Raw genomic sequence first — 22,640 nt, 5'->3', positions numbered from 1 at the left:
TTGATGTGGCACGCCGCTGGCGTAACGCTGCGTGGACCGGCGTTCTACGCACAAGCAAGGAAGCTCGACTAATCAACTCGAGTTCGCCTGGAACTAAAGCGCTGGCACGCACTGGCAGGTTTCGTTCTAATCGAGTCTCATCACCGGCCGACGCGCGGATCGGCGAAGTTCAACAAGGCCGGGGGCGACGTAAAACCTGATCGGGTCTTGCTCAGACTGGGACGTATGTTGACAGGCCAAGAGATGCTGCTGCGTCGTCTGCTGCAACGCGTTGCTAGCGTTGGATGGAAATCGAGAACGGTGCCCGCCAGCTCGGTGACAGGCTGGCATCGTCGATGTTGACACCCGCTTCGCTCGCCCCGAGGTGATTGAAGAACGGGTGGTCGGGCATCGAGCCGAGGGCGTCGGCGCGGATGAAGCGAATGCTGCCGTCCTCGTACAACACGTTGATGCCCTGGCCGCTGTGACTGAATCGCATCTTCGCCGGCTGGTCCGCGGTCATGGCGTGTTCCAGTGGAGCGTCGGCCATCACGGCGAACGACGATCGGGCCTCGAAACGCGGCGACGAAAACCCTTGATCGCCAATCACACCGAGGGTGTAGGCGTAGTGGCCACCGGCGAGTTGTTGGACCCGTTTCAAGTCATCGGGCGAAAGTTTGTGAAGCGACTCCACCGATGGCAATGTCGAAAGTGAAACCAGCGGGGAGGGTTCAGTTGGGCCGGAACCGTCGGCATCGTTGAGCACCGGCAAGTCAGCCGAGGGGCACCAGCGTTGATCGACGTCGTCCAGCAATCCCGCATCGGCGAGTCGGATGGCGAACATTCCGGCGAAGGCTTCCGGTCCCGACTCGGCGACTTCGGGCAGTCGCCCGTGTTCACTGCGATAAACGTATTGCATCAGCGCGGTCCAATTGCGGCGCAGGCGGTCCTCGCAGGCCACTTTCCGGGCCTCGAACCTGCCTGCGGCGATCGTCGGCAAGAGCAGCGCCAACAACGTGGCGACCGAGAGCAGGCCGCCGATCGAATCCATCACGTTCCAGCGATTGCCGCCCGCTCCGGCTTCGCCCGATAGATCCACATCGGTCAACATCACCGGAGGATCCGTGGGCGTGTCGTCCGTCGGCGGGATACCGTCGGGGATTGCGGCCAACGTTCGGGCCAACAGGTCATCACTGGGACCTTCTACCGCTTCAAAACTTTCTTCCAGCGGTTTCAGGCTCCGCTCGATTTCTGCGAGCTGTTCCCGACCCTCGGGATGGTCGCGTAGCCAGTCGGAAACGCGTTGCATTTCGTCTGGCTCAAGGGCTCCGAGAAGGTATCCAAGCAGATCTTCGTGCATCGGCAGGAAATGCGGCGGGCGAATGAAAGTCTGACTCTGCTGCGGTCGCAGCGATGGGCGAGTGTTGTTCAATCCTACGCACAGTCGACTCAACCGGTTCGGCGGGACTCGGCAGGTTCGTCAGGCCAAGCCGGTCTGGCGCGCGTCCCCGCAGCGGCGGTGCTCGTTGATTCTACTCAATCGTCCGAGGGGGCGTGGGAGTCTTCCCACATCACGCCCAATCGCTGGACGGCGGCGTGCAGGCGGCTTTTGACCGTCCCCACCGGGATTCCCAGGATTTCCGCCGCCTCCCGGTACTTCAGCCCTTGGTAATAGACCAACTGAATCACCTGCTGCATGGGCTGGCCGAGCGATGAAATCGATTCTTTCATCCAGTCGCCGTTTTCCTGCGAGGCCGCCGCGGCCAGGGGGTCGGGCGTTCCACCGACCAGTTTTTCGGCCCAACTGGCGTTGCGCTGTTCGGAGTCGTTCGGGGTGCGATCCAGGCTGACCATCCGGTGCCGTTTGTTGCGCCGCTGGACATCGATCGCCTGGTTGGTCGCGATCGCGTACAACCAGGGGCGGAACCGGCGCGAGCTGTCAAACTGTTGGCACTTCAGGTGGACCTGCAAAAAGGTCCCCTGAAACGCGTCTTCGGCCATCTCGGTGCTGCCGATGTAGCGGCGCAGGTAGCTGTAGATTTCACGCTGGTAGCGACCCATCAACTGATTGAACAGCGTTCGATCACCGCTGTTCCGATAGGCGGCCAGCAACGCCTCGTCGCTCAATTCATCGCTTTCGGTGGCCGAAGCGGAATGGACAGCAGCGGTGGTGGAAGACATGAGCCGAGGTTCCGATGAGCGGACAAGTGTTTAAGGGAAACAAGCGGTCCACAGCACGCGTCAAAAGAGCGTCAAAACCGCCGCTGTGCACCGGGAATCTTTGTGCACCGCGAAACCCATTATCTCGCCAATTGCCCCATTCGTCAAAGCGCTTTTTGGCTGAATTGTCGACCGGCGGTGTCCAAACGGCTAGTTGCAGGCTGATTTCAGGGATAAAACGCCTGGAGCGAGGCGAAGGGTGGCATCAAAACGTTTTCTCATGGATTTCCATTGAACGCATCGAATCAAACGGCTCCACACGCCCATCGCTACCAGTGGTTGACGCCCGGTGATGTGAACGCATTCTTTGGGCTGATGTTGGATAATCTGACCGGATTGTTTCTGGTCGTCATCCTGCTGAGCGGGTTCGGGTTCCCCACCGAGTTCGCGATTTCGGCGTTGGTGCCGGGCACCGCGTTGGGGGTTCTGGTCGGCGATTTGGCCTTCGTGTATTTCGCGTTCCGGTTGGCGCGGAAGAAAAATTCCAGCGACGTGACGGCCATGCCACTCGGTCTGGATACGCCCAGCGTGTTCGGCGTCTGTCTGTTGATCCTGGGCCCATCGTTTCGCCAAGGGGTCGATTCACTGGGGCTGTCGGAGATCGATGCGGCGTATCGCACCTGGCACATCGGGATTTGGTGCATCGTGATGAGCGGTGTTTTGAAACTCGTCATGGCGCCGGCGTCCAATTGGGTGCGGCGCGTCGTCCCCCGCGCCGGATTGTTAGGGTCATTGGCGGCGATCGCGTTGGCGTTGATCAGCTTTTTGCCGTTGTCGGAGATTCTCGCTCGGCCGCTGCCGGGGCTCGTCGCTTTGGCCATCGTGCTGACGACGTTGATCGCGCGGATTCCGCTGCCCGGCCGGGTCCCCGGCACCCTGGGGGCGCTGGTGGTCGCCGGGCTGATCTATTATCTGATGTGTGGGTTGGGAGCGGACGGCTATCATTTCCCCAGCATGAGCACGATCGAGTGGTTTCCGACGCGGTGGATGGAGTGCTGGGACGGCAGCTGGATTTCCGCGTGGCCTGATGCGGTGCCGTATCTTCCCATCGCCTTGCCCTTTGCGATCGCCACGGTCGTCGGGGGAATCGATTGCACCGAGAGTGCCGCAGCGGCGGGCGATTCTTATCACACCCCGACGGTGATCGGGGTGGAAGCGGTCGCGACGTTGCTGGCCGGGCTATCCGGTGGGGTGATTCAGACGACGCCCTACATCGGCCACCCCGCTTACAAAGCGATGGGAGGCCGGGCGGGATACACGTTGGGGACCGCGTTGGTGATCGGATCGGCGGGGCTGATCGGGTACTTCACCTTCCTCAACGACATCATCCCCAAACCGGCGGTGCTGCCGATCTTGGTCTTCATCGGCTTGGAAATCACCGCGCAAAGTTTTTCGGCGACGCCCAAGCGGCACTACGCGGCGGTCGCGATCGCGTGTTTGCCGGCGCTGGCCGCGTTGGTCTTGAATTTCAGCGGGCAGATTTTGAGCGACCAGGCCTTGCGTGAGGCGGGCATCTCGGTGTCCGATCTCAGTCCCGTGTTTCAAGAAAGCTTTGCGACCATTTCGATGTTGGGAAGCGGGTTCATCTTGACCAGCTTGTTGTGGGCCTGGGGGTTGGCCGCGTCGATCGATCGCAATTTGCGGACGGCGGGAATCGTGTTCCTGGTGTGCGGGGTGTTCACGCTGTTTGGCCTGATGCATTCGCCGTTGGAAGGCAATCGGCTGTTTCTGCCGCTGGGTCCGGAGCACTGGGAAACGATCGTGCTGGGGCCGGAAAGTCGGTCCAAGGTGTTCGAGTTTGCCGCGGGCTACGCGGTCGTCGGCGTGCTGCTGTTGGCCTGGCGACGTTGGCTGCCCGCCGGTCAGGGCGATCGGGCTCCGCTGGAATCAGAACCTGAACAAGAATTGGACACCGATGCCTCGTCGTGAAACAACGTCTGAAACGAACTCGCCGTCTGAGATCCGACGCAGGATGGCGCTGGCGATGGCGATCGCCATGTTGAGCGCGTCGCTGTTGGCGTGGTGGTTTGGATCCGGCAGCACCGCGGAGTTCATGGCGGCCGCATGCGGTCGGATCGGGTTGGTGCTGGGGGCGCTGTGGTTGGCCTGGCCTTCGCTGAAGCGACCGGCCAAATGGTTGCCGGCAAGTGCACCGGTGATCGGCGTGATCGCCCTCGTGGTGCTTGCCGCCCAGCCCAAGTTGATCATTCCGGCGATTCCGATCGTCGGAGGATTGATCACGATTTCGGCGTTGGCCAGAGCGTTTCGCCGCAAGTAGTCACGCGGTCTGGACGGTCTTTTAAACCGGTTCGCCGCCTTCGATCAGTGCCAAGTCGGCTCCGTCGAGGAAGCTTGCCAAGGATCGAGCGCGATACGGTTGTTGCAGTTTGCGAACCGCCTTGCTTTCGATTTGACGGACGCGTTCGCGGGTGACTTGAAAGATCCGTCCGACTTCTTCGAGCGTGTAGGTGTAGCCGTCGGCCAGGCCGTAACGCAGTCGCAAGATTTCTCGTTCGCGGTAGTTGAGCGTTTCCATGGCCAGATCGATCTGAGCCTTCAAGGCTTGGCGATTGGTTTCCAGCAACGGATCGTCGTCGCGGTGATCTTGCAAGAACTCGCCGAAGACGCTGTCCTCGTGGTCGCCGACGGGTTGGTCCAACGACAGCGGTTGACGGCTCATCTTCAAGATTACGCGGGTGTCGTCCAAGCTCAGGCCGCTGCGGGCACAGACTTCTTCGGCCGTCGGTTCGCGTCCGTTCTCTTGAACCAGATCACGGGTGATTTGGCGGATCTTGTTCATCGTGTCGATCATGTGAACGGGCACGCGAATCGTTCGGCTTTGGTCGGCGATGGCGCGGGTGATCGCCTGTCGAATCCACCACGTCGCGTAGGTGCTGAATTTGTATCCGCGGGCGTGTTCGAATTTGTCGACCGCTCGCATCAGCCCGGTGTTGCCTTCCTGGATCAGATCCAAGAACGACAGGCCACGGTTGCGATACTTCTTGGCGATCGACACGACCAGTCGCAGGTTGCCGGCCGACAGGACTCGCTTGGCCGCTTCGTAATCTTCACGAAGGGCTTCGCAAGACAAGACGCGGCGATCGAGCGTTTTGGGCGACTCGTAGGTCATCCGCATCAGATAGCTCAGTTCGCTGCGGAGTTCTTTCTCCGAAGGCATGCCGGGCAGGTCCGACGACAAACCTTCGCGAAGTTGTTTGCGGATCTCGTTCATCCGTCGCGACGATTTTTCCAGTTTTTGGAAAATCGGTTGCAGCTTGCCGGTACGAAGATTCATCTCTTCGACCAGGCGGACGGCCTTGTTTCGGCGGATCACCAGGTTCTTCCAAGCCGCACGTCGTTGACGCATCGGCAGTCGTTTGTTGATGGCGGTGAAGTAATCCACCTTGTTTTGGTTCAGCAGGTGTTCCAGCGTGCGGACGTTGGGCACGATCCGCTTCATGATCGCCTTCTTTTCGACGGCGTTGGTCACGCTGACTTCGATCGTTCGATCCAATCGCAATTGCTTGTCGCGGACCTGCTGCAACAGTTTCAGGGAGCCCTGCAGCATGAAATCGGTCGCCAGCATGCAGTGGCGGTAGCGGTCGCGGGTGCGCTCGATTTGCTTGGCCGCGGAGACTTCTTGGTCGCGTGTCAGCAAGGGGATTTGACCCATCTGCATCAAGTACATTCGCACCGGGTCTTCGGTCGGATCGGTGTCGCCGTCCATTTCGTCGGCGACGCCACGAGAGTCTGCGGGGGCCTCTTCCAGGTGGTGGTCGGCAAATTCGTCTCCCATCACTCGAGAGCGGCGGTCCACCGATTCTTCTGCGGCGAAAGAATCGTCTTGCAAGCTACGTCCGCTAATCCTGGTTCCCATCAACTTCTCCTCTGATCCCGGCTTGGAATATTCGTTCTGGTCCGGGAGGGGTACAGCATCCAAGATGCCGACCCCCGTCGATGAGGTCGTATGTAGCATTGCAAGTCGTTTGTGGGGTGGGGTTTGCGTCAATCAGGCCGGCAGGGGGCGGGCCTGGGGTGTTGCGAAATGTCCACGATGGGGCGTCGCAAAAACTCAACCAACGTGGCAACATTGGGCCTCCAGACGCCAGCAACCATGAAGCCTGGGGTGCTGTGGGACCGAACGGTTCACTTGAGCCAGACGGTCGCGTTTGCCCCCTGGCTGAGCCGGTGTCTGTCAAATGTAGGTCGCCGGACACGGACTTAACGGAAAACCCTCAGGAATTTAGACTAGGGCATGCTACGGAGAGTTCCCTTGCTTTTTTGCCAAGCCGACGGGTTCTGTTGAATCGTCGTGCAGCAGCGGGGGGGACCCGTCGTGGCGTGGCGGTAGGCGCTTCCTTATTGATTCCGATTCCTCGCTCAGGACGATTCCTCCGTGAAGCCGCCCACGCCGCCTTCGACCAACCAGCCCTCGGACCACTCCGGCGCCGACGACTCCGCCTTCGATTGGATCGACGCCAGTCGAGTGAACCATTGGGCAACCACGCGGCAGCATTTACTGTCGATCTGGAACTGTGGTGCGCCGTCGGACCTGCTGGAAACGCTGCGCGATCGTTTGCAGCGTCACTTTGACGAACTGGACGATCTCGACGCGACTGTCAAAAACCTGGATCGTTTCATCACTGCCAGCCGTTCGCCGACGTCACTGTTATCGTTATTCGAACGTGACGAGGCGGCATTGTCGGCCTTGCTTCAAATCTTTGCCACCAGCCAAACGCTGGCCAATCGTTTGATTGCCGATCCGGAAAGTTTTGATTTGATGCGGGCCAGCGACGGCCAACCGGCCGAGCGAAAGTTCCTGGTCGACGAATTGGTCGCCGAACTCGAAATGCTCGAAAGCCCCAGTCGCGCCGCGTTGGCGATCCGGAAATTCACCAGCCGCGAAATCGTTCGCATCGCCTATGGCGAATTTGTCCGCGATCTGAGTCCCGATCACGTCGGCCAGCAACTGGCGTTTGTGGCCGATGCGGTTTTGGAGGCGGCGTTAAAATTTGTGCTGCGGCGTCAAACCGAACGCGTCGGGTTGCCGCGACGCATTGACGGCCAGACCGTCCGCTTGGCCGTGATCGGCTTGGAGCACTTGGGCGGAACGGAGATGGGGTACGGCAGCCCGTTGGAGTTGTTGTTCTTGTACGACGCGATCGAAGAAAAAAATGAATCGCACCACGAGTTCGTTCGGCAGGTGGTCGCCGATGTGATTGCGTTGGTCAGCTCCGAAGATGCCGCGGCACTAAACATCGCGATCGACACCTCGTTTCGACCACTCGGGTCGGATGTCGTCATCGGCAGCAGTTCCCTGACCGCACGACGGTTGGAATCGGAAGGGCGGACGTGGCAGCGGATCAAATTGACCAAGGCTCGAGTGGTCGCGGGCGATCATTCCTTGGGGAACGATTTCCTGGGCCGACTGGAACCGTGGATCTATCGGCGGTTCATGAGTCGACAAGACTTTGCCGAAGTGCGTTCGCTGCGACGAAAACTGCAGCGTCGCTTTGATTCGCAGCATTCCGAGGGTGACGACGTCTTGATGGCGCCCGGCGGTCGACGCGATATCGAATTGATGGTCCAGTTCCTTCAACTGTTGCACGGCGGCGATATCAAGTCCGTTCGTGTCGGCAGCACGGCCGAAGCGATCAACGCGTTGGAACGTGAAGGTTGTCTGACGCATCAGGAAGGCAGCCTGTTGTCCAAGGGCTACGCCCGACTCTGTCGATTGCAGCATCAGTTGTCCGTGATGTTCGGCCGTTCGACCAGTTGCTTGCCGAACGATGACCTGATGCGACGACGCGTCGCTTGGCATCTCGGTATCCGTGACGCGCAAGGAAAATCCGGCGATCTGGAACGGTTCCAAGCCCAGTTGCGCGAGACCTTCCAGCTGAACCGGAAAGTGCTCAATCACCTGATGGTCGACGCGCCTTCGGATGAGGATTCGGATTCGCCACAGGATTTTGCGATCGAGACCGAACTGGTGCTCGATCCGTCACCGGATCCCGAGTTGGTCCGTCAAACCCTGTCACGTCATTCGCTGCGTGATCCCGATCGAGCGATGGAGTACCTCAATTCACTGGCGACCGAATCCATCCAGTTTCTTTCCAGCCGACGATGTCGCCATTTTCTTGCCTCGCTGGCGCCTCACCTGTTGGCGGAGATCGCGACCACGCCCGACCCCGACCGGACGTTGGTGACGCTGGCCGACGTGGCCGAATCGATCGGCGGCAAATCCAGTCTGTGGGAATTGTTCGGAACCAATCGTGCAACGATGCAGTTGATGATTCGGATGTGCGCCGCGACGCCGTATTTGAGCAGCATCTTGATCGAGATGCCCGGCATGATCGACGAGTTGATCGATTCGTTGCTGATGAATCGTCTGCCCTCGGCCCAGCGATTGGACGCACGATCGATCGATCTGTGTCGACGTGCCACCGACATCGACGTGGTCTTGCACGGCTTCAAAAACAGCGCGCACCTGATGATCGGCGTGCGAGACATCCTCGGCAAGGAGTCCGTTCAGGCGACCCACCGTTCGCTCGCCGATACCGCCGAAGCCTGCGTGCGGCGAGTCGCCGAGTACGAGCAGGAACAGCTGGCGATGCGATTCGGTGATCCGATCGGCCCGGACGGTCAGCCGGCGGAGTTGATTGCCGTGGCGCTGGGAAAGTTCGGCGGACGCGAGCCGAATTACCACAGCGATCTCGACGTCGTTTTCTTGTACACCGGCGACGGCGAAACCCGGCGACGTGTCGGCGGGCCGCGCAAGACGATCACCAATGCCCAGTTCTTCAACCAGTTGACCTCGGCGATCATGTCGCGGGTCAACCGCCCCGGCGAATATGGGCGATTGTACGAGCTCGATGGACGGCTCAGACCGACCGGCGAAGAAGGCGTGTTGGCGGTTTCGCTGGACCAGTTCACCAACCGATTCCAGCGTGGCATGGCTCCGCTGTGGCAGCGGTTGGCGCTCTGTAAGGCTCGAGTGATCTCCGGTTCACGACACGTCCGCAAGCACACCAGCGATACCTTATTGGGAATCCTACGCGGCACCGAGTGGCGACCCGCCATGGCTCAGGAGATCCGCGAATTGCGTTTGCGGATGCAGCAAACGGCCAGCGAAGAAAACTTGAAACGTGGCATCGGGGGGACCGTCGACGTCGAGTTCGTCGCCCAAATGCTGACACTTGAACATATTCGATTGCATCCCGACATTCACGCCACCGGCACGATCGATGCGCTGCAACGGTTGGCCGATGCGGATCTGTTGCCCGCCGACACGTCGCTACGGCTGATCAACAACTATCGCACACTACGGCGCGTCGAAGCCAATCTGCGACTGATGAATGTTTCGGCACGTCATGAGTTGCCCGATCAAGAATCCAAGATGCGCGATCTGGCCTTTTTGATGAATGAATCCGATCCGAAGATGATCGAAGCGTTGGTCCAACAAGCCAGAGCCGGCAACCGCGAACTGTTTGACGGTCTGTTTGAGGACTAGCGGCAGGGCGCGAGCCCTCCGGTCGGAGTTACCCTGCCCTTCCCTTCCCCGCCCTACTCCTTTCCTAAGCAGTGACTCGCTCCATGACCCAGCCTTCCTCCCATGATCCGACACAACTTCGTTCCTATCGCTGGTTCGGCCCCGACGACATGCGTTCCTTCGGGCATCGCTCGCGAATCAAGGGCATGGGGGTGGACGACATCGATTATCAAAACCGACCGGTCGTCGCGATTCTGAACACCTGGAGCGAACTCAATACCTGCCATTCGCACTTTCGTGATCGAGCCGATGAGGTCCGACGGGGGATCTTGCAGTCGGGCGGCTTTCCCGTCGAAGTGCCCGTGATGTCACTCGGCGAGATGTTGATGAAGCCGACGACGATGCTGTATCGCAATCTGCTGGCGATGGAAGTCGAAGAGGTCTTGCGCTGTCATCCCATCGATGCGGCGGTGTTGATGGGCGGTTGTGACAAAACTGTTCCGGCGATGTTGATGGGCGCCATCAGTGCCGACATCCCGTCGATTTTTCTGCCCGCCGGTCCGATGCTCAAAGGCCGCTGGAAGAACGAAACACTCGGCAGCGGCAGTGACGTTTGGAAGTACTGGGATGAACGCGTTGCCGGCAACTTGTGTGACCAGGATTGGAAGGGGATCGAAAACTGTATCGCCCGCTCGGCCGGTACCTGCATGACGATGGGAACGGCCAGCACGATGGCCGCGGTGACCGAGGCGATGGGCATGTCGCTCGGTGGGGCGGCTTGTGTGCCGGCGGTGTTTGCCGACCACCACCGTCTGGCCACCCGAACCGGACGCCGCGCCGTGGACCTTGCGTGGGAGAATCTGAAACCGTCGGAGATTCTGACCCGCGAATCCATCGAAAACGGGTTGATGACATCGCTAGCCATCGGTGGCAGTACGAATGCGATCGTTCATCTGATCGCGATCGCGGGACGGCTGGGTATTGAGCTGACGCTTGACCATTTTGATGAACTGTCGCGGACCACTCCGGTGTTGGGCGACATCCGTCCCGGCGGCCGGTTCTTGATGGAAGATTTTTACAACGCCGGGGGGCTGCCCGCGCTGCTCGCTCGGCTCCGCGATTTGCTACACACCGAATGTCGTACCGTGGGCGGCGTCACGCTGGGAGAGCAGATCGCAAGTGCCGAAGCGATCGACGACGAAGTCATCCGGACTCGCGACAATCCGGTTTCGCCGGCCGGCGGAACGTGTTTGTTGAAAGGGAATCTGGCGCCCAATGGCTGCGTGATCAAGTCGATCGCCGCGGACCCGAAATTATTGACTCACCGCGGTCCGGCGCTGGTGTTCGACAACTATCCGGAAATGAAAGCGAAGTTGCATGACCCCGATCTGGACGTGACCGCGGACAGCGTCTTGATTCTCCGCAATGCCGGCCCGCTGGGCGCCCCGGGATTCCCGGAATGGGGCATGTTGCCGATCCCCAAGAAGCTGCTGCAGGCAGGCGTACGCGATATGGTGCGGCTGAGCGACGCGCGGATGAGTGGGACGAGCTATGGCACCTGCGTATTGCACATCGCACCCGAAAGCGCTGCCGGCGGTCCGCTCGCGCTCGTCGAGACCGGCGACGCCATCGAAATCGATGTACCCAACCGACGGATCCACTGGGACGTCAGCGACGAAGAAATCGATCGCCGACGCCAATCCAAACAGCTGGGCACGTTGATCCCCGAACGCGGCTACGGACACCTGTATGCCAAGCATGTCACGCAAGCCGACCGGGGCTGTGATTTCGATTTTCTCGAGGGTCGTTCACCGGGCCAAGAGCCCGGTATTCATTGACCGTTCGCGGGAGAGGCATCCAGCCTGCCGTTTCAGGATCGACGCCCGGGTGACCCTCCCACGGATTGAGTGCCTTCAGCGTTACGCTTTCGCGGTCGCGCGACGCTTGTTCCAGCCGCCTTTGCCGAAGCGTTTTTTGGGACCGCGATTTCCATTGGCCGACGATGATCCGTTTCGTGAACCGTTACGGCCACCGAAGTTGGACGATTTGCTGGGTTTGCTTAGCGTATCGTTCAGTTTCGCGCCCGGGTTTTGGATGCGTAAGGGTTGATCGATCAGCTTTTCGATTTCACGAAGCTTGTCTCGTTCGTCGACGGTGCAAAACGAAATCGCGATGCCGTTGGCGCCGGCGCGGCCGGTTCGACCGACCCGGTGAACATAGCTTTCCGGTTCCATCGGCATGTCAAAGTTAACGACGTGGGTGACGTCGTCGATGTCGATCCCGCGGGCGGCCACGTCGGTCGCGACGAGGACGGAGATGCGGTTCTCTCGGAATGCGCTGAGTGCCCGTTGGCGGGCCGCTTGACTCTTGTTGCCGTGAATCGCGGTCGCGGAGATGTTGTGCTTCTCGAGCTTCCGCGTCAGCGCGTTGGCGCCATGCTTGGTGCGAGTGAAGACGATCGAACGAAGCACGTCTTCACCGCGAAGCACCTTGACGAGCTCATCGACCTTTTCACAGCGGTCCATCATGCGGACACTTTGGTCGATCTGTTCGACGCTCTTGGTTTTGGGCGTCACGTTGACTTGGAACGGGTTGAACAGCAGTTGGTCAGCCAGTTCGCGAATCTTGGGAGGCAGCGTGGCGGAAAAGAACAGCGACTGCCGATCTTGGGGCAGCTTGGCGATGATCTTTTTGATCGCCGGCATGAATCCCATGTCCAGCATGCGATCGGCTTCATCGAGGACCAGAATTTCGATGTCCGAGAGTTGCACGTGGCCTTGATCCATCAGGTCGATCAATCGGCCCGGTGTGGCGATCAGAACGTGTGCGCCCTTGTTCAGGGACCGGACTTGTTCGTTTTGGCCCACGCCACCGTAAACCAACGTCTGTCGAAACCGAACGTGTTTTCCGTAGGTGTGAAAGCTCTGGCCGATCTGGATGGCCAGCTCACGCGTCGGTGCGAGGACCAAGGCCAGCGGGCGTCCCGGCGCGGCGCGGGGGGATTCGTGCCCGAGGTAGTCGAGGATCGGTAGCGCAAACGCAGCGGTCTTGCCGGTGCCGGTTTGGGCGCAACCCAAGATGTCTTTGCCTTCAATGGCGGCGGGAATCGTTTGGGCTTGGATCGGGGTCGGGACGGTGTAGTCCAATTCGGCCAATCTTTTTTCCAGTGACTCGAACAATTCCAATTCTTGAAATGATTTCAACGTACGTCTCTTCAATCGTTTGTGTGAGAGTCCCGCGGAACAACTTTGCCGCGGGAATCCCGATGTGTTGGGGTGGCCGTGTCTCGATAGACCGACTCGCGTTTTCGAAACATGTCCGACTGCTCATGGCGTCATGTCATGACGCAACTTCAGCATGGAAAGAAATGCTCGATCTCCCGGACAAACAAGAAAGTCCCGGGGAGGGTTGCATCGAATCGATGCAATCAGCTTTCAAAGAGCGGCCAACGTGGCCGAATGAAGGCAGCAAGGAGCGCGAATTCGTTCAGTTCGAAACTCGCAGTCGCGGCCTGTTGAGCATCCAACTCAACGATTCGGCTCGCGTGGGCCAGCAAACGTCCATGACGTTTCTCGTTTTGATCTGGCCGATCCATCGTCTCAGCGAGCGCCTTGTCCGTCTCACTGATGTAGGGAGAGTACACGCGCCGCAAGGATTGGCCAACACGAATCCAGCGGAAACCGGCTGAATGTCGCGAATTGTCCCCTTGGGATGCGAAAAGCCCGAAACGGCCGTTGTCGCGGCGATCGAAGTTTCACACCGTGGCGACGACGAATTCTTCTTTGCCGGCGGTTTCGTTGATGATCGACGCGATCCGTTCACCGCCGATCACCAGCGGGCAGACCACCTCATCGGCCCCCACCTTTAGCATTCGGTTGGCCAATTCGGGGTTCTCAGCCACGCTGATGACTTTCAGTTCGGTGCCGAGTCCTTTTCCGCTGATCACGATCAACAGGTTGTCAAAGTCGGATTCGGTCGCGGCGACCAGGTGTGCTGCCTCGAGGATATTCGCGTCGATCAACGCCATTTCGGATTTGGGATCGGCCTCGATCAACGGAATGTCCGGAAAAAAACGCTGCGTCATCGCAACTTCACCGGGCTCTTTGACGATCGCGGCGATCTCATTGCCCTGCACTTTCAATTGATGAATCAGGGTGCGTGCGGTTGCTCCACCGCCACAAACGACGACGTGGTTGTTCATTTGGTTGATCTTCTTTTTGGTCCTAAGGCGATGAAACTGTCCACTCAGTTGACCGTTGACCAAGAAACTGGTGATGCCAGCGGTCCAGCAAGCCATCAACACGATCGAGGCCAAGATCAGCGACGAGGTGAAGACGCGACCATGAGGCGTCAACTCGTTGGTTTCGCCAAAGCCAACCGTCGACATGGTGATGATCGTCATGTAAAGCGAATCGGCAAACGACCAGCCTTCGATCGTGACGAATCCGATCGAGCCGGTGACGATCAGGCAACTCACCAGGACGGTCAGCGTTCTTTGAAGACGGTACGTTTCCACAGCACGCTCTATGAAAGACAGATGTTGCGGATCGCTTCAAACTGCTCGCGACACTCGGCCGCCAAGTCAGGATTTTGGAAATCACAAAGCTCACTCTCTAATTCAGGATCTTCGCTGAATGCGTCTTCGCAAAATCCGAGTTGCCATTTTTTCGCCAGATAGGCGGCACAAATGAGTGTTCGGGAAAGCGGGTCAGCGGCCTCGTTGAGTGACAGATGGTGATTCGCGATGGTGATGCACATTTGGGTCGGCAAAGACCATGCGACGCCGCATTGACGACCGAGAGTCGCGTGCGTAATCCCATACGATTCGATTTCAGGTGCCAACGATTTTTCGTGCGGAGACTCATCGAGCATGCCAGCGTATTCTTCGCCGGCATGTTGAAAGAGAATCAGTTTGCCGATGTCGTGGACCACGCCACACAAAAACACTTCGTCCGGATTGCTGATCTTGGTCCGTTTGGCGATAAACCGCGCCGTCGTGGCGACGCCCAGTGACTGGATGTAGGTGTCCAGGCGATGGGCTTCGCAGGCTCCGCTTTTCGCCTTGAAAAGGGCCCCAGACGCCGACGCGATCGCCTGCTGGGCGACGCAGCGAAAACCGAGGACAACGATCGCGTGTCCGATCGTGGTGATCGCACGACTTGCGCCGTAGATCGGGCTATTGGCGAGTCCCAGCACCTGTGAGCTGATCGTCGGTTCACATTCAATCAACTCAACGACTGCAGGCACATTCGCCTTGCTTTGGTTCAGCGTGTCAACGAGTTGCGATGCGGTCGCGGAAAATCGAGGGATTTCGAACTGAAAGTTGGCCCTCTCGTTACCATCGAAAGTCGGTTCGCACGGCGGGCAACTTGTCATGAGTGCGAAACAGGGTCGGAGGTGGAGGGTTTGCAGAATGGATTCAGATCGGGTGACTCGTCGATCACCTTGAAAGTGTAGGTCGCGAAGGATTGATGCAATGCAATCTCGCCAGGGGATAACCGACATCCGTGGCGATCGCTTGATCGCGTTTCAAAAACACCGTGACAGACCGGAGGGCTCGCGCCCTGCCGCTAACCAATGAACTCCCAGTGTTTTAGCGGAACGGCGCGAGCCGTCCGGTCGCGCTTCAAAAACACCGTGACAGACCGGAGGGCTTGCGCCCTGCCGCTAACCATGCTTTACAGCGTTGCGCGGTGGGGCGACCGTGTAGAGGCGTTCCAGTTTTTCGGGATGCTGAATCCGCTGATTGAGCATCTGCTGACAGAGCGAATCGGCGTCCGCCTCGGGTTTGACGCAGTTCAGCAAACCGTCTTCAGCGGCCAGTTGATACGGAAACAAACCGTGTCGGCTTGCCAATTCTGCCGCTCGCTGAAATGCCTCGATCGCCTGTTCCCGTTCGTCGCCCTGGCGTTTATCGATTCCGCGGAGCAGTGCGGCCAGCATCCGTCCGAAGCCGGAGGTCTGGATTTCCAAGCGACCGATGCAGGCTTCAACGACTGCGGGGTCGGTCAGCGGGCCGGCGGATGATTGTCCGCGCAGGTGAAGCGAAACCAACGCCGTGAAGTAATCCAAGGTCACTCGGACCAGCAAGATCTGTCCGACCGGCGAGCTTTCGATGGACCGTCGCATCTTCATCACCAGCCGTGACGCGGCGTCGAAGTCGGCCAGGTAAAGGGACTGCTGAACCGTTTGCATCCACTCAAAGAAATCGATCAGCTCGACGCTCCCGGTGTCGGTCTTGATGCGACGGTTGTCGCGGCAAAGCTGCTGCAGTTCGCCGACGCTGTCGGACAACAGCAAGGCATTTCCGCCATAGCCGACCGTTGCGACCAGCTGCTGGTAGGAATCGTTACGACGCTTCGCATCGTCGACCATTTCATGGACCATCGACTGCATTTCGTTCCAGCGTCCGAGGTGCCAGTCGGCCCACAGGCGTAGCCATCGGGTGTGTGCGATTTCGAAACGCAGCGGTTTGGAAGCGGCGATGAAATCGACCACGCAGGAATCGACGGCATCGGGGACGGCACCCCATCGCATCGCCAGCGATTCGGTGAATGCGATCCCGGATCGGATCTCCGCAGTGATCTCGCCGGCCGGTTGATGGTTCAGGCAGGCCAACAGGGAGTCAAGGGATTCACGGCTTTGAGACTGATCGCTGGTCTGGTCGGCGGACACCAGCGAGGTCCAGACATGTGCCATCGCGCCGAAATGAATCCGCTCGTTGGTCGATCCATGTTCCAACGCCCGGTTGGCGCCGTGGAGCACCAATTGCAGCGTGCCCCGAAAGTCCAGCATCGCCATCGAACGACTGATTTCGCTACAGAAATGCAGTTCGCAGGCTTCGACGGAATCATGTCGGTGTACGAAATCTTGTCGCTGTGTCGCCTCCTCGGCGGTTTCTCGATCGTCGCCGTGCACCGCGTCTGGAGGGTGCAACTCGAGTTCGCTGATGTCGCTCAGGCGGTCGGCCAGACGGGCAAGTTGCACGCGAACATCGGGGAGCGAACTTTCTCCGGACCCCGGGGCGAAGGGGATCGAAAACTGGTTTGACAGGTCGGCCAACAGCGGCCGGGCACGGTCCATTTGCCCGCTTCGAAGCAGCAGTTGCAGCGCCAGGGTTTGGAATCGCAGGCGTTCGTGCGTGTCGGTCGCCCCTTCGGAGAGCTCGAGATAGTAGTGGGCCGCTTTCTCCGGCAAATCGGCTTCGTGGAAACACCGTGCGGCATCTCGCAAGTGTTTCTCGCGGGCATCCCCGGTGACTTGGCGTAGCACCTTTTCGTGCCACTCGCCCGCCTCCGATTTGGCAAAGGCGCGGTCGGCATTCTCGGCGGCCATGATCGCGAACGGCAGTGCCCGGCCCTCCTGGTCGGCGGCATAATAATGGCCGGCAATGCGGGCAGCGAAATCACGCGGTCGATTCAGTTTGGATAACAAGTCCGCCCAGGCCAGGTGGGCTTGGTGGAGTTCGTTGGTGTCCAGGTTTTCGATCAATCCGTCGGCAATCTTGTCATGAACGACAGTGATGCATTCTTTTCCCGTGGCGTCGTCATTGACCAGGCGTTGGTTGACCAATTCGAAGACGGACACATCGACCTGTTCGCCTCGTCCGGTCAAGTCCGCCAGCTGGCTGATCGAAACCGGGGCCGCCGCGGTCACGATGAAGGCGAGAATGGATTTGGCATCGTCGCTCAAGCGGTCGAATCGGGCACGCCAGAATCGATCGACGTCACCCAGGTTCGAGATCGAGGCGTCGTTGGATTCTTCGACCTGGTGCAGCATCCCTTCGGGGCGAAACTCTTCGGCCAGCTCTTGCAACCGGAACGCGTTGCAGCGAGAGACGTCGACCAGTTCCTGCAGTCCGGCGGGATTGATGTTGGCATCCCAACGCGTCGCCGCGGTTTGCAAGAACGACAGCGCCGCCTCGGGCGGTAACGGACCGATGTGAATGCACTGGTCGGCCGCTTGGCGTTGATTGGTTTCCGGTTTTCGCGAGGACGTGATGATTCCCAAAAAACCATCGGTGTCCTTTTGCAACTCGTCCCAGACGGTGTCGCTGTCGTGGTCGGACCACTGGGCGTCATCGATGATGATGATCAGCGGACCGACCTTGCGCAGTTGACGGCTCAGCCGTGCCGCGGCCGAAAGTGCGTCGAGTCGTTCCGGAGCCGCGGAGAACATGTCGGGCGTTTCGGCGAGGTCCGTGACGATGACGTGACGCAACTGGGGGAACGAATGGATCAGGATCGAGGCGCTGACCGGATCGAGTCTCAGCGCGTCCCGATCGGAACGGGAGTAACGCTGGGCGATTTGATCGGCGATTTGGTCCATCACCTGCAGCGTCTGGTTTTCGCGTGATCGACACTTGACCCGAAAGACTTGGCCCCAGTTGTTCTGTCGAAGTTGACGCTCGAGTTCATCCAGCAATCGCGTCTTGCCCGCACCCGCTTCGCCGTGGAGGTGCAGCCGTCCGGTGCGGCCACGATAGATTTCACGGATCCACCGTTCACACTGTTCCAACTCGCGTTCGCGGCCGAACAGATGATGCGTGGTCACCAAGCGAATCGGATTGTCATCGGTCTTCGTCATCGCGACAATTTCAAGGGACGACGGGCGCTCGGTACGGTTCGCATTGAGCATGCCGGCGACGGCCATTCGAAGCAGCGGCGGGACGTCTTCATCCATGCCCGAGACGGCATCGGCAATCGTTTGCTCATCTTCATCACGTACCCAGTCGGCGAAATCGCCCTGACGCAGCCAGCGATCACTTCCCGAGATCTCGTTCAGGCAATCCAGCATCACCAGGCCCAAGCTGAACACATCGCCCGCCGGCGTGTAGCTCTGTTCCCATAACGCTTCCGGAGAAAAGTAACGCGGGGTACCGGCGATGTAGGGACGCAGACCATAGGGATCGGTTTCCGGATCGCAGTTGGCGACCAAGCCGTAGTCGACGATCACGCCGTGCCCGTTGTTGCGGACCATCAAGTTCGTCGGTTTTAAATCGCGATGCACCAGGCCGCCGAAGTGCATGATCGCCAATCCGACGGCATAGTCGTGCAGCAGGGAATGAAGCCGGCGATAGGCTTCCGGCGGAGGCAATTCTTTGAGCCGCAGTGCCGCCGCATACAAGGTCTCGCCTTCGATCTCTTCCATCGAAAGCACGGTGTACTTCTCGATGATTTCGATCCGATCGGTGCGGAGCAGGCAGGGGTGCCGGAACGGAGACATCCGGCGGAATCCCAGCTTGTTGCGATACAAATCGTGAGACGACATGCGGCACAGCAATTTGAGTGCGCAGCGACGCTTGGCCAATAAGTCGTCGGCCGAATAGACAAATCCCGCCTTACCGCGACCGATCAGTTCGCGAATGCGAAAATCGCCAAAGTGTTGTCCCGCCACCAGCGGCGAATCCATGCACGACTCAAGCGAGTTGGATAAACGCGTTTCGTCGTTGCGTGACGGGCGGCCCTGGGTTTCGTCGGACGGATTTGCGGGAGGGTTCTCTGGAGGTGCATCCATCGCGATGACGCTAGCAGTGTGCTCGGATCGTTGCTCGGCAAAAATCGCTCGTTCGCCTCTCGGCAGCCCTCTTGGCCCAGATTTTCTGCCTCGGTTCTCATTGGTGGCAAAGCCCCGCCAAATTTCAGCCGCAGTATAAACGACTCGGTCGAACCACTGGAGGCAAATTCTCGGTATGCGCCAGAAGAAGTTGAATCGCGGCGTTTGCGCACATCGCGTCCCCGCAATGCGTCGTCCTGGGCGTGCTGACTTCCCTTTGCCGCCTCGGTATCTACACGAGTCGCTTTTGGCCCCAAGAGCATGTAGCTCCATCGCCCGGGGCAAGCAAACCGAGCATTTGCGATGGTTGCGCCGCCCCGGGAACCTCTGACATGCAAAAGACGTGCAGATAGCGTCGCCCAGGGGGGAGCGTGACGAAACCCCTTGATCGCCGGTCGGATCCGCTGCCCGCCTGCGATCGACCGCCAGCGATCAGAACGCAAAGACCGCATAGAGCGAGATGGCAAACAGGATCAGGCCGCCGCCGACGTAGGGAGCGGCTTTCCAGGGGGTCAGGTCGACCGCCCCCACATCTTGTTGGACGTAGGGCGTGCTGCGGCGGAAACCCACCGCGCCGAGGACCAGTTGCAGCACGATCAGCCCCAGAAACACGACGCCCATGAAGTGATACCCCGACCCGAAGGTCCCGATCACCCAGCCCGGCTCTGTTTTGCTTTGACCACTCAAAAACGTACCGATCGACATTGCTGTCAAACCGACGATCAGCGTGATCAGCGCGGACATCCCGTCGACGGTGCGATTGGTCAGGCCGACCAACATGATCGCCAGAATCGGGATGAAATAAATGCCATTGAGCTTTTGGAAGAAACCAAAAACCTCTTCACGGCCATGGAAAAACGTGGGGGCGGCGATCACGGCGAACACGGCGACGACAAAGCTGCAAAGCTGGCCGGAGCGCACGATCTGGTGCGTCGACGCCTGTGGACGAATGAACTTTTTGTAGATGTCCAGGGAGAACAACGTCGCGCTGCTGTTGAGCACCGAGTTGAACGTCGACAAGATCGACCCGACGACCACGGCGGCAAAAAATCCCACCAACGACTCGGGCAACACGGAAACCACGAGCGTGCCGTAGGCCCGGTTGGCCGCCCCGTCGGTCTTCGCTCCGACGCGATCGGCAAACTCGGGATTCGTGGCAACCAAGTACGCCGCCGCAATCCCGGGCAACACCAGAATCAGCGGCGCCAAGATTTTGAAGAAGGCGGCCAACAGGACACCTTTTTGCCCCTCGGCCAGGTTTTTGGCGCCGAAGGTGCGCTGAATGATTTGTTGGTTGGTGGACCAATAGAAAAAATTCAGCAGCAAGACCCCGGTAAAGAGGGTCGGCCAGGAGACGTCTTCATCGGCGGATCCGAGCGATCGGAAGGCGTCCGGGTCACGGTCGGCAATCAGCGACAACGCCGTGAGTAAATTGCCGTCCTCCCCGGCGATCGTGGCGAGCGTGAAATAGGTGATCATCAAACCGCCGATCAACAGCCCCGCACCGTTGAACGTGTCCGAGACCGCTACCGCTTTTAATCCGCCCCAAATCGCATAGGCACCACCGACCGTTGCGATAAAAATGATCACCGTCCAGATCGTTTGGATTTGTGTCATGTTCAACCGCGATTCCAGTTCCAGCATTCCCGACAATCCGTTCGCGCCCAGGTAGAGCACGAAGGGCAACAGAATCAGCATGTAGGCGACGACGAACAGAAACGTCGTCAAGGTTCGCACGCCGCTGCCGTAACGCTGCTCAAAGAACTGTGGGATGGTTGCGATCCCGGATTTCAAATAACGCGGCAGAAACACCAGCGCCAGGGCGACCAGAGAGATCCCCGCGACGACCTCCCAAGCCATCACCGATAGTCCTTCGGTGAAGGCAGCCGCGTTGAGCCCGATCAATTGTTCGGTGGAAAGATTCGTCAGCAACAGCGAACCGGCGATGAAGACACCGGTTAGCGATCGGCCTGCCAAAAAGTAGCTCTCGTCCGTCGATTCGCCACCGCCACGGGTGACCCACCAGGTGGCAAACGCGACCAGGGCGGTGAAGAACAGAAAGGTGGCAATCGTCATGGACCGTGCCGAAGCGGGAAAGGGGACGCAACCCGAGCGACGGGCAGGCTCGTCGTGCCGATCAGTTGGACTCGTTGAGCGGGATTCGTTTTCCGTCCAACGCATCGCTCCGCCGACACGCATCAAGAATGCGCTGGGTTTGGACCGCGCGGTCAGCCAGGCCGCGATCGAGGTTGCCGGAGTGGGCGATCTCGTTGAACGTCCGCATCATCTCGACTTCTTGCGCGTTGGATTCACCGCTGTGGTATTCATCGCACTGGAACGTTTCGCTGCGGCGACGGAAATTCCATTGGCAATTGTCGATCTGCAACTCGTGGCGATGGATTTGGTATTCGGTTTTGGAGTCGTACAGCGGCAACACGAAGTCATCGATCGTCAGGTAGCCGGAGTCACCCGAGAGGGTTGCCAGTTGCTGGTTGGCGGTGCAGAACGAGCAAAAGAAACCCGCCGTCAGTCCGCCATCGAAAATCAGTTCGCCGACGAATTCGCCCGGGACCCAATCGTCGGATCCTGCACGTGCCAAACGGGTGAGGGTACGTCCGGAGACTTCCAGAGGATCGCGAAAGCCGCTCGCCCAGAGGATGAAACGAATGCAGTACCAGCCCAGGTCGCCCAGGCATCCGTGGGGTTCCAAGATGCTGTCGGTGCGAATGTTCTCGGACTGAAATTCCGAATCGCCGGTGAACGAAAAGTGGGTTTGAATGCGGCGGATCTGGCCCAGCGATGCCGATCGGACCTGTTCGCCGACGGCGTGAATCCGCTTGCCGTGGTCGAACATCACCCCGTCCATCAATTGAACGCCGTTGGCGTCGCAAGCGTCACGCATCTCTTGCGCGTCGGCGGCGTTGACAGCGACCGGTTTTTCGATCAGCACGTGTTTCTTGGCTTCCGCCGCCGCGATCACCCATTCTTTTCGACTGCCGGTCGGCATGGGGACGTAGACGGCGTCGATTTCATCACAGTCCAACAGTGCCTGGTGTCCATCAAACGCGTCGGGGACCACCTCAAAGGGAGCTTCGTGTTGACAATCGGCGATGAATTGATGGGCCCTTTCGACCGATCGACTGGAGACGCCTCGGACGACGCCGTTGCCGCTCAATCGGATGGCTTTCCAGTTCTTCCTTGCAATATTAGCCGAGCTGAGGATTCCCCAACGACACTGCGCACTTGTCATCGCTGCTGATGTTCTCTAAACGTGTCCACTGCTGTGATTCCATCCGCTGGGATTCTACGAGCCGAGAATCCAGCAGCTTGGAACGAAGTCCAAGAGGATAACATGGAACACGACGGGCGCGGCGCCGACACCCCTGGATTGGGAAGA

Annotated in this window: 13 protein-coding genes; 4 read left to right on the top strand and 9 right to left on the bottom strand. The window is 59.3% G+C overall.

Features of this window, described 5'->3' with window-relative positions:
• Positions 1-274: 274 nt before the first annotated feature.
• On the bottom strand, positions 275-1,288 hold the full coding sequence (locus NZK35_RS24835; protein ID WP_259635223.1) for a hypothetical protein: 1,014 nt from the start codon (positions 1,286-1,288) through the stop codon (positions 275-277).
• A 227-nt stretch (positions 1,289-1,515) separates the two neighbouring features.
• Positions 1,516-2,160, bottom strand: coding sequence for an RNA polymerase sigma factor (locus tag NZK35_RS24830; RefSeq protein ID WP_259635222.1), 645 nt, complete (start codon positions 2,158-2,160; stop codon positions 1,516-1,518).
• Between the two features lie 270 nt (positions 2,161-2,430).
• Here NZK35_RS24830 and NZK35_RS24825 point away from each other — a divergent pair, with 270 nt between their 5' ends.
• Both NZK35_RS24825 and NZK35_RS24820 read left to right on the top strand, forming a co-directional pair.
• Positions 2,431-4,128, top strand: coding sequence for a permease (locus NZK35_RS24825; RefSeq protein ID WP_323379669.1), 1,698 nt, complete (start codon positions 2,431-2,433; stop codon positions 4,126-4,128).
• Positions 4,115-4,477, top strand: a complete 363-nt coding sequence (locus NZK35_RS24820) for a hypothetical protein (protein WP_259635221.1) — start codon at positions 4,115-4,117, stop codon at positions 4,475-4,477. Before NZK35_RS24825 ends, NZK35_RS24820 begins: the two co-directional genes overlap by 14 nt.
• Positions 4,478-4,498: 21 nt before the next feature.
• Here the strand turns inward: NZK35_RS24820 and NZK35_RS24815 are convergent, their stop codons facing one another.
• The gene (locus NZK35_RS24815; protein WP_259635220.1) at positions 4,499-6,076 is read right to left on the bottom strand and encodes a sigma-70 family RNA polymerase sigma factor; all 1,578 of its coding nucleotides are present in this window, start codon (positions 6,074-6,076) and stop codon (positions 4,499-4,501) included.
• A gap of 519 nt (positions 6,077-6,595) precedes the next feature.
• On the opposite strand from NZK35_RS24815, the gene NZK35_RS24810 reads away from it, so the two are divergent.
• The gene (locus tag NZK35_RS24810; protein ID WP_259635219.1) at positions 6,596-9,709 is read left to right on the top strand and encodes a [protein-PII] uridylyltransferase family protein; all 3,114 of its coding nucleotides are present in this window, start codon (positions 6,596-6,598) and stop codon (positions 9,707-9,709) included.
• Between the two features lie 83 nt (positions 9,710-9,792).
• Positions 9,793-11,526, top strand: a complete 1,734-nt coding sequence (gene araD, locus NZK35_RS24805) for an L-arabinonate dehydratase (RefSeq protein ID WP_259635218.1) — start codon at positions 9,793-9,795, stop codon at positions 11,524-11,526.
• A gap of 81 nt (positions 11,527-11,607) precedes the next feature.
• Here araD and NZK35_RS24800 read toward each other — a convergent pair whose 3' ends face one another.
• From NZK35_RS24800 to NZK35_RS24775, 6 genes are all read right to left on the bottom strand, one after another.
• The gene (locus tag NZK35_RS24800) at positions 11,608-12,891 is read right to left on the bottom strand and encodes a DEAD/DEAH box helicase (RefSeq protein ID WP_259635217.1); all 1,284 of its coding nucleotides are present in this window, start codon (positions 12,889-12,891) and stop codon (positions 11,608-11,610) included.
• Between the two features lie 551 nt (positions 12,892-13,442).
• On the bottom strand, positions 13,443-14,165 hold the full coding sequence (locus tag NZK35_RS24795) for a potassium channel family protein (RefSeq protein WP_259635216.1): 723 nt from the start codon (positions 14,163-14,165) through the stop codon (positions 13,443-13,445).
• Between the two features lie 47 nt (positions 14,166-14,212).
• Positions 14,213-15,064 carry an HDOD domain-containing protein gene (locus NZK35_RS24790; protein ID WP_259635215.1) on the bottom strand — a complete coding sequence of 284 codons (852 nt, stop codon included), beginning with the start codon at positions 15,062-15,064 and terminating at the stop codon, positions 14,213-14,215.
• A gap of 291 nt (positions 15,065-15,355) precedes the next feature.
• On the bottom strand, positions 15,356-19,204 hold the full coding sequence (locus tag NZK35_RS24785) for a protein kinase domain-containing protein (RefSeq protein ID WP_259635214.1): 3,849 nt from the start codon (positions 19,202-19,204) through the stop codon (positions 15,356-15,358).
• A gap of 471 nt (positions 19,205-19,675) precedes the next feature.
• On the bottom strand, positions 19,676-21,319 hold the full coding sequence (locus NZK35_RS24780) for a solute:sodium symporter family transporter (RefSeq protein ID WP_259635213.1): 1,644 nt from the start codon (positions 21,317-21,319) through the stop codon (positions 19,676-19,678).
• A 61-nt stretch (positions 21,320-21,380) separates the two neighbouring features.
• Positions 21,381-22,493 (bottom strand): Gfo/Idh/MocA family protein, encoded by a 1,113-nt coding sequence (locus NZK35_RS24775; protein WP_259635212.1) that lies wholly within the window; start codon positions 22,491-22,493, stop codon positions 21,381-21,383.
• Positions 22,494-22,640 lie beyond the last annotated feature (147 nt).

This window comes from Stieleria sedimenti, assembly GCF_025060895.1.
GTDB classification, from domain to species: Bacteria; Planctomycetota; Planctomycetia; order Pirellulales; family Pirellulaceae; genus Stieleria; species Stieleria sedimenti.
This window is presented reverse-complemented; position numbering and strand designations above follow the sequence as displayed.